Origin of the sequence: Photobacterium sp. SKA34 (assembly GCF_000153325.1) — a bacterium.
Taxonomy (GTDB): Bacteria; Pseudomonadota; Gammaproteobacteria; order Enterobacterales; family Vibrionaceae; genus Photobacterium.
On record NZ_CH724141.1, the window covers coordinates 795701 to 810702 of the forward strand.

At 39.7% G+C, this 15002-nt stretch carries 10 protein-coding genes; 7 read left to right on the top strand and 3 right to left on the bottom strand.

Annotation, left to right across the window (positions count from 1 at the left end; translation table 11 throughout):
• The 5 genes from SKA34_RS05075 (at position 1) to SKA34_RS05095 (ending at position 7780) form a co-directional block, all read left to right on the top strand.
• Entirely contained in the window at positions 1 to 453 is a 453-nt protein-coding gene (locus tag SKA34_RS05075) for a beta-galactosidase subunit beta (RefSeq protein ID WP_006644436.1), read from the top strand.
• A gap of 110 nt (positions 454 to 563) precedes the next feature.
• Positions 564 to 2000 (top strand): amino acid permease, encoded by a 1437-nt coding sequence (locus tag SKA34_RS05080; RefSeq protein WP_006644437.1) that lies wholly within the window; start codon positions 564 to 566, stop codon positions 1998 to 2000.
• A gap of 631 nt (positions 2001 to 2631) precedes the next feature.
• Positions 2632 to 5259 carry an alpha-glucosidase gene (ygjK, locus tag SKA34_RS05085; protein WP_006644438.1) on the top strand — a complete coding sequence of 876 codons (2628 nt, stop codon included), beginning with the start codon at positions 2632 to 2634 and terminating at the stop codon, positions 5257 to 5259.
• 483 nt (positions 5260 to 5742) lie between these two features.
• Complete coding sequence (gene eptA, locus SKA34_RS05090; protein ID WP_006644439.1) at positions 5743 to 7377, top strand: phosphoethanolamine transferase EptA; 1635 nt, start codon at positions 5743 to 5745, stop codon at positions 7375 to 7377.
• 43 nt (positions 7378 to 7420) lie between these two features.
• Positions 7421 to 7780: a diacylglycerol kinase gene (locus SKA34_RS05095; protein ID WP_006644440.1), complete on the top strand. Its 360-nt coding sequence runs from the start codon at positions 7421 to 7423 to the stop codon at positions 7778 to 7780.
• 105 nt (positions 7781 to 7885) lie between these two features.
• Here the strand turns inward: SKA34_RS05095 and speB are convergent, their stop codons facing one another.
• Both speB and speA read right to left on the bottom strand, forming a co-directional pair.
• Entirely contained in the window at positions 7886 to 8818 is a 933-nt protein-coding gene (gene speB, locus SKA34_RS05100) for an agmatinase (RefSeq protein ID WP_006644441.1), read from the bottom strand.
• Positions 8819 to 8913: 95 nt separating this feature from the next.
• Positions 8914 to 10833, bottom strand: coding sequence for a biosynthetic arginine decarboxylase (speA, locus tag SKA34_RS05105; RefSeq protein ID WP_006644442.1), 1920 nt, complete (start codon positions 10831 to 10833; stop codon positions 8914 to 8916).
• Positions 10834 to 11460: 627 nt separating this feature from the next.
• On the opposite strand from speA, the gene SKA34_RS05110 reads away from it, so the two are divergent.
• Together SKA34_RS05110 and SKA34_RS05115 are read left to right on the top strand one after the other, a co-directional pair.
• Complete coding sequence (locus tag SKA34_RS05110; RefSeq protein ID WP_006644443.1) at positions 11461 to 12375, top strand: DUF808 domain-containing protein; 915 nt, start codon at positions 11461 to 11463, stop codon at positions 12373 to 12375.
• Between the two features lie 190 nt (positions 12376 to 12565).
• Entirely contained in the window at positions 12566 to 13036 is a 471-nt protein-coding gene (locus SKA34_RS05115; protein ID WP_005366456.1) for a glycine zipper 2TM domain-containing protein, read from the top strand.
• A 370-nt stretch (positions 13037 to 13406) separates the two neighbouring features.
• Here SKA34_RS05115 and SKA34_RS05120 read toward each other — a convergent pair.
• On the bottom strand, positions 13407 to 15002 hold a 1596-nt coding region (locus SKA34_RS05120), incomplete at its 5' end, for a flavohemoglobin expression-modulating QEGLA motif protein (RefSeq protein WP_006644444.1).

Below are 15002 nucleotides of genomic sequence, written 5' to 3' on the forward strand. Positions count from 1 at the left end.
ATGATCGTATTAAATAGCTTAGCGCAATTTAAATTGGTGTACCGCAATGGACGTAAATGGAACCGTTGTGTAGAAGCCATTGAAAATATAGAAAACATCAAAGAGGGTGTGATGCATTCGATTGGCGATTCATTGGTGTACATGGTGCAAAACGGTGTTACGCCAACCAATGGTATGTTTAATGGTAACCGTCGTTATTTTGATGTGCATTACTATCTTGACGGTAGTGAGCAAGTGGAAGTCTCAGAGAAAGCACAATTAACCACTGAAGTAGCTTATCAAGATGAAACAGACTATGAAACTTTGTTGGGCGGTGGTGAAGTCATTGTGTTATCACAGGGGCAAATTGCGATTTTTGAAAATGATAAAGCGTACCGTTTCTTAGGTGAAAGCAGAGTAAGGAAAGTGGTGCTAAAAGTGACCATCGAAGATGGCTACTTCTTGAATAAATAGTTCCAAGCAAGCGTAACAATCAGGCTCACAGTGTGGGCCTGAACTTTTGATATTTATATTCATGAGATTGGCAACGAGTTCCATGGATAGTTTGTTTTTTTGGAGTAAACATGACGGAAGCAACACGAGGCACGATAGGTAAATTTGCCTTATTGTCGATGACATTCGCAGCGGTATTTAACGTTCGTAATATCGTTAACAACAATATCGAATTAGGATTAAGCTCTGCGCCAATCTTCTTATTGGCGACCATGATCTATTTCATTCCTTTCGTATTCATTATCGCTGAATTTGTATCTGCGAATAGAAACTCAGAATCAGGCATGTACGATTGGCTAAAGCAGCCGTTAGGTACCAAAATGGCGTACATGGGCTCTTTCTTATACTGGTTCGTTAACCTATTTTTCTTTATCTCATTACTGCCAAACGTGATTGCTTATGCTTCATACGCCATGATGGGGTATGAGTACAGCTTCTCACCAATTGTAACGTCAGTGATTTCGATTGTGTTATTTGCCGCAGCAACCCATATTTCAACCAAAGGCTCATCATGGTTAGGTAAGATAACCGAAGTGGTGGCTTATGGTGTTTTCTCACTGTTTGCGATTTATGTAGTAGGTGCATTGCTGGCGCTTGGTAGTGATCACCAACCAGCACAACCAATCTCATTAGAAGCGATGAAGCCAACCATTAATTGGGCAACATTAGGTATCATGTGTTGGATTTTCCAAGCCGCTGGTGGTGCAGAAACTGCAGCGGCATATCTTAACGATGTCAAAGGTGGTCATAAGTCATTTATTAAAGTGATTATTGTAGCGGGCATCATAATTGGTGGTATGTATGCGCTTGGTTCGCTACTTGTGAACGTATTCGTTGCTCGTGAAGATTTAACTTATGCGGGGGGGATGGTTGAGATCTTCACGGGTATGGGGAACTACTTTAATATATCTGAAGCCTTAGTGGGTCGTTTGGTGGGTATCGTACTATTCATAGCGATGTTTGGCTCAATGATGATGTGGACGGCTGCACCTGTGAAAATCCACTTCTCTGAAATTCCTAAAGGTGTTTATGGTGAGAAAACGACGGAGTTAAACGAGCATGGTGTGCCGGTACGTGCAGAATGGTGGCAGTTTGCGTTTGTATTCGCGATGTTAGTGGTTAATGGTTTTGGTTCTGAATCAGTACAGCAGATGATGAACACCGCTATTAACTTAACCGCAGGTACGGCAATGTTACCGCCAATTCTTATCATGATCGCTTACTTTGTTTTCCGCTGGAAACATGACGATACGCCACGTGATTTCCGTATGGGCTCACAAAAAGTAGGTATGAGTGTGGTATCTGTTCTTATCGTGATTTTTGTGGTGAGTATGACTGCATCTGCGTTCCCTCAGGGTGTGGATTTAGTTCGTGCATTCTTTATTAATGTCTTTATGACGGCGGTATTCTCTGGTCTTGCTTGGTTGTGGATTTCTCGCTTTGAGAAAAAACAACAAGTCATTATTCAAGCTGAAGAAAATAAACCGACAGTGGTAACACAGCACTAAGCATTACCGCTAAATAACTAAGTAAATAAGCCGTTCATTTTTGTGAACGGCTTTTTTATTTTAACGAAAACCGCTGTTTTTACCCTTTGACTATTATTTTTTACTGAAATTTTTAGATTTATGTAAATCCGAAACAACAAGTAACAACAAAATAAAGATAAATGCTGAAATGTCGTATTTTAATGACTGTGATGTATCTCATAAAATACTACAAAAGTCAGAGCTTTAAACGGTTACACTAAGCTCTTTCGCTGTTGCGAATGTTACATAAGTTATATGTTTTTAAATGATATTTTTCAGTTTATATTACGGTGGATATTATTATTTTGGGCGAAGATCTACTTTTTTATTTCATGAGTTAAGATAGATAAATAGATAAGCAATGGCTGTAATTTAATAGTGTGAAATTTCTTCAAAAATAAAAATAACATTGCTTTTTACCTTTATTTAAAATTGTCACACGGCATTATAAAATTTAATTTTAGTAAAATAATATATGTGATTTACTTCAATTTTAGTTTTTTTATTTGTCTTTAATATTCCCTCTGCTTATAGCGTAATACCAAAATACTCTATCCATAAAATAATATTAATTCCATACGGAATGTCTCTTTATACTGAGGTTGTAATAATGACGAATAAACAAATAATAACTAATAAAACATTACTTGCAGCAGTGATCGGTTCTTTACTCTTTGCTACTGGGTGCAATAGTGATTCGTCAAACTCATCGTCTGATGAGAAAAAGAAACCAGAATTAGCTGCACAGTTTAAAGATATTATTGATCGTACTGGTACGCCAAAACATCTAGCAGAAGTTGGATCTGGTAATCACATGGCTTATACGCCATTGCATGATGACGGTGCGTGGCATGGTCACCTATTACCAGATTTAAAAGCAAATCCAGAAAATAAAGGTGGCTTTGGTGTGACTGCTATTGCTGAAGAATATAATACTTCGGTAGCAGAGTATTTCGATAAATTATCTATTTTAAAAGATGGTCAGACTGTTGATTTTAAAGCGGTTGCTTACAGTATTCCAGGCGCGTTAATTCAAACATTAACCGCCGATGGTATTCGTGTTGAGATGACGTTGCAGTTTGTTTCTTCTCGTTCATCATTAGTTGAGACGGTTGTTACTAATAATAGTGGTCAAGATCTTACGTTATTGTGGGACGGCAAACTAGTTGAAGGTTTCTATGCTAAAGATGGTGTTGAAAATCCAGAGGATTATAGAGCGACGGTTGCAGAAGAGTTACCAGATTTAACTCGTACTTTAACAACGGATAATCATGGGGATATTACTCTGCAGTTTGGTAAAGAACGTGATTCATGGTGGGTGAGAACCCGTGGTGATTCAGCTTTTTATATTGATCGTAGTATTGCAGCTAACACAACAGTACAAGGCTTAGAGTATCAATCAACGTCAGATATTGGTGACGAGAAAGAAACCAAGATATATACCGTATTTAGCCATACTTTAACCGCCGATGAGTGGAAACAAGAGCAGCCAGTTGTGACTGACATTTTGAAAAATCCAATAAAATACATGAATGCAACTACAACGCGTTGGGAAAATTACTTAAGCCACGGTTTAGTTAATGATAATGCCACTGCAGATCAAGAGCGTGTTGCGGTGAAAGCGATTGAAACCTTAACCGGTAACTGGCGAAGCTCTGCAGGTATGGTAAGCCATGATACGGTAACGCCATCTGTAACCGCACGTTGGTTCTCTGGCAACTTAACATGGCCGTGGGATACATGGAAACAAGCGTATGCAATGGCGCATTTCAATCCTGATCTGGCAATGGAAAATATTCGCACAGTATTTGAACACCAAGTTCAGGCTGATGATGTGCTGCGCCCTTACGATAGAGGCTACTTGCTAGATGTTGTAGGGATGAATATGTCTAAACAACGTGGTGACGCTCTGGGCTTAAGTGAATTTAATGATGCACAAACATGGAATGAGCGAAATACCAAACCATCATTGGCTTCTTGGGCGGTATGGGAAGTTTATACGTCACTGAAAGATAAATATAACCGCCCTGATGATGCTAAAGCGTGGCTTGAAGAAATGTATCCACAGTTAGTGGCTTATCATGATTGGTGGTTAGCTGCGCGTGATACTAACAGTAACGGTATTCCTGAATACGGTGCAGCGGTCGACCCTGAACATACAACTGACGATGGCCAGATGATTTATCAATATAAATTAGAAGGAGATTCTGAGTGGAGAGTGGACTCTGGTATTGAAAAATACAATGCGCTATTAGAATCTGGTGACTATGTTGCAATTAGCAGCCCGGCACAAACGGCAGCGTCTTGGGAATCAGGTCGTGATGATGCAGCGGTATTTGGTTTTATCGACACCATTGCTGATGCACAAGGCTTAACTGATGCTAATGAAATAAAAACTATTGATCAGTTAGGTCGTTATGCTAAAGATAAGTACGGTTTTGATAATAGATACGTAATTAACGATGGCACGGTTGCTTACAGTAATAACAATACTGATAACACCGATAAACTGAAACTTGCGAAAAAAGATTGGCAGGTGAAGTTTAGTGAGAACAAAGATGCTTCTGGAGAAGTGATTGGTTACTCATTACTGCAAGAATCTGTTGATCAAGCGTCATATTGGTACAGTGATAACAAGTATCTTGCTCAAATTGCCGAGGTATTAGGTCATGACGATGCTGCTGAAACATTCACGCAAAAAGCAGCAGAGACGAAGGACTACATTAATAAATGTATGTTTGATACTGAAACTGGTTTTTACTATGACATCAGTATTGATAGTGCAGAAGCGAATACGTTGAATAATGGATGTGCTGGTAAGCCAATTGTTAATCGAGGTATGGGGGCTGAAGGTTGGTCGCCATTGTTTAATGGAGCAGCAACTGATGCAACCGCTAAAGCCGTTGTACAAAATATAATGGATACCAGCAAGTTTAATACGACTGTGCCACTGGGTACGGCATCGGCAGATAACCCCGCTTATGGTGCTGATATTTACTGGCGTGGCCGTGTATGGGTTGATCAGTTTTATTTCGGTGTGAAGGGGATGGCGAATTATGGCTACACCAAAGAAGCGAACGAGATGGTCAATAAGCTATTTACTAATGCAGAGGGCTTAACTAAGCAGCTTCCAATTCAAGAAAACTACAATCCAGAAACGGGTGCAGTGCAGGGCGCAAATAACTTCTCATGGAGTTCAGCTCACCTGTACATGTTGTACAACGATTTTCTAAAATAACCCGTTTAGTAGCATTATGATTTGATCTGCACTTATTCCTTTAGTGCTGACAAAAAAACGCCGATACCTATGTGTGTCGGCGTTTTTTTATCTATTTCTATACAAATAGAGCTTATAGCGATATCTACATATCTTTTGTCAGGATACTAACAGCTTGGTTGTTCATAATACGGCGGCGTTGATGTACCTCTTCAAGTTTTTACTTATCGATAGAGGTGCTAACAGCATATTTCTTTTATTTTTATTAAAGGAGCAAGGAAACCGAGATGAGAATATTACTTTTCATTAATTGAATCTTTGTTTTTATTTTAAACGTCATTCAATATATATAGATATTAGAGAGTTATATGTTTTTGGCTATATAATTCGCCGCCAAAATGGAACCCGTTCGCCAAGGCTGGCATAACCTATATCGTGAACATCTTCTATCATGGTTATGTTGACGTTATATAACTATGATAATTATTCTTGGGAATAGATATAATGAAACTCCGCTTAACCAGTGTATTATATACACTGCTTGTCGCACTCTTTTTTACGGCAATACAGAATATTGCGCTATGGCAACATATCACAGAGCTATTTGAGAGCCAGCCCCCCAAGAGCATTATTTTTGCTATTTCTATTCCTATTTTTATTTGTGCAGCGCTGAACCTTATTTTCACACTGCTCATTTGGCCTCGCATATATCGCATACTTATTCCGTTACTGATTGTTTTGTCATCATTGGCAACATATGGCATGTATAGCTATGGTGTGTTCTTTGATTACGGCATGATCGTTAATATTTTTGAGACGAACACTGGTGAAGCAGCAAGCTATTTATCTTTAGATGGTGGGTTATGGTTACTAGCCATAGGTATTGTTCCCGCGATTATCTTTACTTCGATTAAGGTACAATTTAAGCCTTTTATCAAAGAGCTTGCCTCTAAATTTCTATCAATTGTGATTTCGTTGGCAGTGATCGGCATTATTGCGGCTGGCTATTATAAAGATTACGCTTCATTAGTACGTAATCATTCAGAAATAAAAGCCCTAATTAATCCGACCAATTACTTATCAGCGACGTATCGTTATGCGCATTACCAGTTAATTGAAGCGAATATGCCATTTACCCATATTGGTACTGATGCAGTAAATGAACATGCGGCAATCACAGCGAAAACCAATAAACCCAATGTGATGGTAATGGTACTTGGTGAAGCATCACGTTCTATGAACTATTCATTAAATGGCTACACGCGTGATACCAACCCACAATTAGCAACCCGTAATGTGATCAGTTTTCTCAATGTGAAATCTTGCGGTACAGCAACTGCCGCTTCAGTGCCATGTATGTTTTCTGACATGACCAAGGCGAATTATGATCCTGTTAAAGCACGTCATCAAGATGGTGTGTTAGATGTTTTGCATCATGCAGGTATTGATGTGTTATGGAAAGATAATGATGGTGGCTGTAAAGGGGCTTGTGATCGTGTTAAGCATATTGAAATGAGCGCTGAGATTGATCCTAGCTTATGTCATAACGGCTCTTGTTATGATCAGATTTTACTTAAAGGCTTACAGCAATATATTGATGATGCTAAGCAAGATACGATGATTGTTTTACATATCATTGGGAGTCATGGACCAACGTATGACGATCGCTATCCGGAAAGATTTAAAGTGTTTACCCCCACGTGTGATACTAGTGATTTACAAAACTGTACTGAGCAGCAAGTGAAGAATACGTACGATAATACGATTCTATATACTGATCATATTTTGAGCCAAGTGATTGATATATTGAAACAAGATGATCACCATGCCAATACAGCGATGTTCTATATGGCCGATCACGGTGAATCTTTGGGTGAAGATGGTGTGTACCTGCATGGTTTACCTTATGCTATTGCACCGAAAGAGCAAACGACGGTACCACTGATATTATGGTTATCACCTGAATACCAAAAAAGTCAGCATATTAATCGTGGGTGTTTAGAAAAAGAAGCCGCCGCAGGGAGATATTCTCAGGATTATTTATTTCATTCATTGCTTGGCATGATGGATGTTAAAACGAACGTTTATGATCCTAAGCTAGATATATTTTCACAATGTCGTAATATTAGCGCCCACTAAGGCAGTACTCGCTAATGATTAAAAATAAGAGAGATAAACAACAATGAAACCGGGCGCAACAGGGATTACTCGTATAATTAATGCTGCAGGCTACTCGGCAAAAGGGCTAAAAGCTGCATGGATAAATGAAGCAGCCTTTCGTCAAGAATCAGTGTTATTAGTGGTGATGACTGCGATTAGCTTTTTCTTACCTGTAACGGGGTTAGAGCGAGTGATCATGATTGCTTCACTGTTATTAGTGATGATTGTAGAGCTGGTTAACTCGGCAATTGAGGCGGTGGTTGATCGTATTGGTCCTGAGCATCATGAGCTGAGCGGTCGAGCTAAAGACATTGGTTCAGCGGCGGTATTTGTTGCTATGGTTGTGGTTGTATTGGTGTGGGGCGGTATCTTAATTAGTTAATTAAGTAGCAAGACTTATAGCGATACAAAGAAAATACTGAAAAAAAGCCAGAGCTTAGCTCTGGCTTTTTTGTTTGTAACTTGCCACGTTTATTCAAGCTAAAACTTATTTGATGTCTGCTTTTTTATGTGTCAGTGCCCATAGGTGAAGCATATCGGTTGCGATTGTTGCTGCAGCCAGTGATGTCATGTCAGCATGATCGTAGGAAGGGGCGACTTCTACCACATCCATACCTACAAGGTTAATTCCTGCTAAAGCGCGAATCACTTTTAACGCTTTATCTGATGTCATACCGCCACAAACAGGTGTTCCTGTTCCTGGTGCAAAAGCAGGATCTAAGCAATCAATATCAAAGGTTAAGTAAACAGGCATATCGCCCACTTTCTCTTTGATCATGGAAACGATTTGATCTACAGACCAATCATTGGCTTGACCTGCATCTATTACATTAAAGCCCAGCTTATCGCTGTGCTCAGTACGAATACCTATTTGTACGGAATGCTGAGGATCAATTAACCCTTCTTTTGGCGCATGGTAGAACATGGTGCCGTGATCAAACTTGCTACCTTGATCATAAGTATCGGTATGCGCGTCAAAGTGAATCAATGCCATTTTGCCGAACTGTTTAGCATGTGCGCGTAGGAGAGGGAGTGTCACAAAGTGATCACCACCAAAACTTAGCATTGCCTTACCTTGCTCTAATAAGCCTGTCGCGTGAGCTTCTAGACGTTCACACATTTGTGCGGCATCGCCACAATCAAACACCAGATCACCACAGTCAGCAACCTTGATTGTTTTAAATAAATTAAATGTCCACGGCCAGCGTTTACCTTCCCAAGCAAGATTAGTGGATATTTGACGAATTGCGCCTGGGCCCATGCGACTACCCGAACGACCAGTGGTTGCCATATCAAATGGTACACCAGTGATCACCACATCAGCATCTGACTCCACTGGAGAAAAGTTTAGTGGTTGACGTAAAAAACCAAACGCATTGGCGTATAGTGAGTAATCTGGGTAGTTAGCTAGTGTTGTCATGGTTTTCTCCTAACAACAATCTTGGGCAAAGCCCCGTTAAGACGGCCTACTACACATGACCTGTGTAGTAGGAACCTTTTTATTTAGTACTTTAGTTAAATAGCGCGAACATCTTCGAGGTAGGTATAACCTTCGAGGCCTTCAGCTAATTCTTGTAAAATTGCATCACGTTCGTGATTCGCTAAGTGTTGCCCAGCCATTATTTGGTATTGGCGTAAAAACTCTTGCGAGTCTAAATGCACGTAACGTAAAACATCGCCAACACTATCACCACGATCAATTTTTTCTATGTTATAACCACCGTCACTACGGGTACGGACAACGGCAGTGTCGGTATCACCAAAGAGGTTATGCATATCGCCTAAGATTTCTTGATAAGCACCGACCATAAAGAAACCAATACGGTAAGGCTCTTCAGCTGACCATGCTGGAACCGACATTGTTGTTTCAATACCTTGGCTTTCAACATATTGATCAATGGCGCCATCTGAATCACAAGTAATGTCTAAAATAATGGCACGACGCTCAGGGGCTTTATCCAAGTTGCTTAATGGCAAGATAGGGAAGATTTGATCAATTCCCCATGCATCAGGCAATGATTGGAATAAAGAGAAGTTCACAAAGAACTTATCAGCCAAGCGCTCGTGTAGTTCATCTAAAATCGGGCGGTGTGCACGATTTTTATCTGATAGTTTTCTTTCTAATTCATAGCATAAGCGTAAACTGACTTGCTCTGCCCACGCACGATCGATAAAGCTAATCATTCCAACCCCAAATAAGGCGTGAACTTCGGCTAAATCATTTTGGTTATCATGATAAATCTCGACCAACGAACGTTGCTCTGCTTGTTGTGAGAGCTCATTCCACGACATCCACATGTTATGTAGCACTTGTGGTGCGTCAAATGCTGGGGCTGAAATATTCTCAGGTTTGTAACTTTCAATCCCCACAACATCAGTGATTAGGACTGCGTGATGTGCCGTTAAATTACGCCCAGATTCTGAAATAATGCGTGGCATAGAGATATCGTATTCAGTACAAATGTCGCCTAATACATAAACAATGTTGTTTGCATATTCGTTAATACTGTAGTTCATTGAGCAACTGTTCTGACACCGGGTACCTTCGTAGTCCACGGCCAAACCACCACCAACATCGACAGTTGTAATACCGACACCGATTTTTTTCAATTCTGCGTAAACACGGCCAGCTTCACCCACACCATTTCTTACATCACGAATGCTGGCAATTTGCGACCCTAAGTGGAAATGCAGCAATTGCAAACAATCTAGCATATCGCGTTGGCGCAGTTCATCTACCACAGTTAAAACCTGAGATGCCGATAACCCAAACTTAGACTTCTCGCCACCACTGGCTTGCCACTTGCCTTTACCTTGCGAGGCTAAACGTGCACGTAAACCAAGACGTGGAGTAACGCCAAGCTCTTTCGCTTGTTCTAAGATAATGCGTAGTTCTGATAGTTTTTCTAGGACGATATACACTTCGTGTCCTAGCTTTTCACCAATCAGTGCAAGACGAATGTATTCTTTATCTTTATAGCCATTACAGACAATGACGGAGCTCGCTTCTTGTGCCATAGCCAGCACAGCCATAAGCTCGGGTTTACTGCCTGCTTCTAAACCTAACTGACGTTGTTGCTTAGCGTATTGGCTTTTAAGAATTTCGCTAACGACTTCTTGCTGTTGGTTGACTTTGATTGGATAAACCGCAAGGTAGTCACCGGTATAACCATAATTTTCAATAGTTTGGTTAAACACACTACATAAGCTATCGACACGGTGATGCATCACTTCAGGAAAACGCACCAATACGGGTAATGAGGCGCCTGCAGCAATCAGTTCATCAGCAAGTTGTGATAAACAAATAGTATTGCAGGGAGCTTGTAAGTTAGGACGCGCAACCACTGAACCGTCTTGTGCAATATCAAAATAGTTTTGGCTCCAGTAAGGCGTATTATAAACGTCACGTGCGTTATTAATTGTCCACTCACTCATAGTTTTAATCCTTGTAAAGTACGCGGTCAGTTTTTAAGGCGAACAGAAGCCCTACATAACTGCAGAAAATATCAAATTAAATAGAAGGTTATGGTTGCTGACGTAATAAAAGTCAGGATCTAAAGGTTACGCTTATAAAAAAGCAATCCACATCAAACAATAATGTGTTGCATTTAATTACACGTAACTGGGACTGTCTGAGTTCGTTTCATTATTAATAAACATACGTGTCGATCGTCTAGATTGGTTTGGTCTGATGTTGTTGGCTGCGTTGTCGCATACTTTATTCAGACAAGAAAGTGCCTGTAGGTATAGTGCTGCGAATAATTTCATTGTCATTTCCGAACAGGTCGTGCATAGCTATTAGACAATTGAATGAGGTTAACTGCAATCAAAAAAGATTTATCGTTATGATAAGAAAGATTAGCCATTCGGCTTTAGACAGACTTTAATTGAAAAAGGCGCTAAAGCGCGATAAAAAACGCTGATTTTTATTTTTGTCGCATAGGCAGTATAATGCTTAGCGGTATGTTGGATGAAGTCAGCATTAATGTTTTTGAATTAACATCATATTGTTAGTTTGTGTATTTAAGAGCAACGGGCTCTTAATGAAAGGAGTAGTAACCTGTGGCAGGTGCAAGTTTATTAACTTTGTTAGATGACATCGCGACCGTATTAGACGATGTTGCTGTGATGACGAAAGTCGCAGCACGAAAAACAGCGGGTGTGTTAGGCGATGATTTAGCATTGAATGCCCAACAGGTAACGGGGGTCCGTGCTGAACGCGAAATTCCTGTTGTATGGGGCGTCGCAAAAGGCTCATTTAAAAATAAGCTGATATTAGTTCCCGCAGCGTTATTGATCAGCGTAATCGCCCCATGGTTGATTCAGCCAATGCTGTTATTAGGCGGCTTATTCTTATGCTTTGAAGGTGTTGAGAAGATCGTTGAGAAATTATTTCATTCTGAGGCAAGCACTGAAGATAAAGTTGATGTGTTAGCACAAAGTGATGTTGATATCGCAGAGTATGAAAAAGAGAAAATAAAAGGGGCTATTCGTACTGACTTTGTTCTTTCTGCTGAAATTATTGTGATTTCTTTAGGGGTTGTGCAAGATCATCCATTTTTAACTCAAGCCATTGTTGTTAGCGTAATTGCCGCGGTTATGACGGCAGGAGTTTATGGCTTGGTTGCTGGTATTGTGAAGCTAGATGATGCGGGTTTATATCTTGTAAATCATAGCGAACAAGCGAGTTTGAAAAAACGATTTGGCTCGCTATTGGTGAACATAGCCCCTCATCTTATGAGGGCTCTGGCGTTCGTAGGCACAATTGCGATGTTTCTAGTTGGTGGCGGTATCGTTGTACATACGTTGCCGCATTCCCATGAAATCGTAGGGAACATTGTAAAAGCAGTCAATTTCCCTGGTGCAGCGTCTATTCTACCACCATTAATGAACGGTATTGTGGGTGTTATTGCAGGGGCTGCGGTGGTTGCTGTGGTGACATTGATTAATAAAATTCGCGGTAAAAAAACACACTAAATCAAATGTTTTTTACCTTAAAAAAGAGAAACTAATTGTAAAGCTTTGCTTTTTTTTACGCGTGTAAATTGTAACACATTGTTTTTATTAGTCCATTCAGTGTGAATACAGGGTTTGTGAGCAAAATGTTAATTTAACGTCCAAACTTATATCGTTGTAATAGCAGATTGCTTTATTGACGGAGGTTATATTGAAAAAGTATACAGTAGCATCTTTATGTCTAGTCGCAGCGCTGGGTGTAACCGGTTGTGCGCAAAATCCATATGGTAATGCTTATGATGTCGGTGAGGCACGAACAGTACAAAATGTATTAACCGGTACGATTACTAAATTAGATGCCGTAACCATGAGCGGTGGCGGTGAGAATATGATTGGTACTATTGCAGGTGGTGCCATTGGTGCCATTCTTGGTTCGAAAGTTGGTGGCGGTAGTGGTTCTGATATTGCAGCTATTGGTGGTGGTTTAGCTGGCGCTGCTTTAGGTAACAAAGCCGGTGATGCAGTAAGTAAACGTAATGGTGTCAATATCGTGATTAAACTTGATAGCGGTAGAACCATTGCTGTTGTGCAGGAAGTCGATCCAAATATGATTTTCCGTGTAGGTCAACGTGTTGATATTTATCAGCAGGGTAGTACGACACGCGTTGTTCCTGGCAACTAATCGCTAAAAATAAAATATCTATATATTCGAAAGGCAGCCCATCAGGCTGTCTTTTTTATATTGTTAAATCATATTTGAATAAATATCTAATAAGAGATACTCATTATTCTAGTTTTATGTTTTTAATTAATTATTGCTCTTATTTTTGATTAATAGCATCAGCTGTTTTTCCTTTCACGGGTAATTGGTGCTATGCATTGATAAATATGAGTAACTAACCTATCTCTATATACCTTATACACTTTCAACTAGAAAGAGTAATCGTACGGGTTAATCGTAAATGTTTATAAATGTAATGTTAGCGCATTAATAAAGCATAAAAAAAGCGACCGATTGGTCGCTTTTTGTTTATGGTTTATGTTCTTGTCGATTAACGAATCGAGTTAAGCATAAATTCCATCACTGGATCGATATCCGCATCTATCTCTAGCGCTTTTGGTAAGTAATCGGGTTGTTTTAAGATTCCACGCTCGATGAGTTCATCAAGCAGGGGTTTAAATTCAAAGCCAGTTTTACCAATAAATAATGATGTTAGATCTTCATTCTTATACGCCTGAATGGCATCTTTTAAGCCACGAAGGTATAAGAAATCTTTAGTGAAACCACCACCACGATAAACACGTGCAGTTACTGTAAATGCTTCATCATTACTGATACCGTATTCATGCTTCAAACTGTTGAAACAGGCATTGAAGGTGTCACCATTTACCATCATTTCTACAGCTACAACACGTAACGCCAATGTTTTTAGGCGGTGAAGTGGGAAGCTACCTGATAAGTGTTCACAAAGAATCGCAAGGCCTTCTTGTGTATGCGTATTACCGGGTAAACCCAGTTGTAGGATCTTCAATGGTTGACGTTCAGCATTCACTGACGTAACTAAGTGCACACCCAGTTCGTGATGAATTAACGCATCCAAATCACCTTGTGTAAAACGGCTGTTTGGGTTCACCTTGATCGTTTTACCACTGACCATTGCACGTGCGATTAGCTGCTTAGAGGAAACGACTTTACAAGGAATATCGTACTCTTTAGCGGCTTCTTTAAACGCTTCTATTGCTTCATTGGCTATGATTGTTGCAGGTTGCTGCTCTTTGTATTCACAAGCATGAAGAATAAATTTTGCATTGGCAATATCGCGTTCATCAGGCTGACCGTAGTAACGTAATGAATTATATAAGAACTCATCAGTACCAATACTACAAAGTAGATCAATACGTACCGCTAATTGGTCGATAACCTTGCGATACATTTTTTGTACGTCAGCATCTCGGATACCTTCTACTGGTAGACGGTAAAGTTGCTCACGGAACTTGTATGGATCTAAATCAAGTTGACGATAAGTAAACTGTGGCTGATAGCTATGCGGCTTATTTAAAAAGCGTCGTTTTTCTTGCTTAAGGTTAGTTGGGTTGATGTAGCTAAGTGTATTGATACCACGAGCAATACGATATAGCTGACGATCCAGTTTGAGTACTTCTTTCGATAAATTCGAAGCAAGCAGATCATTACCTGTTAAACCTTTGGCTTTTGTACGTTTAGTGATAGTGAAAGCAGCATGTTCCGTAATCACGGTTTTCATAGATTCTTTAATCTTTTCAATCACTAATGGATACGCTTCGCCACCTTCTTCATTCATGAATACTTTTTTTACTTCAATCGGTAAGATTAATGTGTTTTTAAAGTTTTCTTTAATAAAAGCAGCTTGGTAACCCATGCCTTTAAAGACATCGTTTTCTAATGCTGTTACTTCAAGGTTAGGTAGCTCTATGCTATTTAGACCTTCAAGCATGACATCTATTTCTTTACGCCAACGACGACAATTAACTTGTTTAGTACCGACATTGAATGTCGGTGTTGTTTCGTTAATACGTTGGTAGTTATATGAATGGATGTCATATAACAAACATAAACCGAACTCTTTTTCTAATGTTTCAATTAAACATTTAAGAATACGATAGTAGCG

Bases quoted from the DNA above. Each gene is read 5' to 3' on its own strand.
- eptA (WP_006644439.1), top strand. From the start codon at position 5,743: ATGAAACTCCGCTTAACCAGTGTATTATATACACTGCTTGTCGCACTC.
- SKA34_RS05080 (WP_006644437.1), top strand. From the start codon at position 564: ATGACGGAAGCAACACGAGGCACGATAGGTAAATTTGCCTTATTGTCG.
- SKA34_RS05075 (WP_006644436.1), top strand. From the start codon at position 1: ATGATCGTATTAAATAGCTTAGCGCAATTTAAATTGGTGTACCGCAAT.
- ygjK (WP_006644438.1), top strand. From the start codon at position 2,632: ATGACGAATAAACAAATAATAACTAATAAAACATTACTTGCAGCAGTG.
- SKA34_RS05095 (WP_006644440.1), top strand. From the start codon at position 7,421: ATGAAACCGGGCGCAACAGGGATTACTCGTATAATTAATGCTGCAGGC.
- speB (WP_006644441.1), bottom strand. From the start codon at position 8,818: ATGACAACACTAGCTAACTACCCAGATTACTCACTATACGCCAATGCG.
- speA (WP_006644442.1), bottom strand. From the start codon at position 10,833: ATGAGTGAGTGGACAATTAATAACGCACGTGACGTTTATAATACGCCT.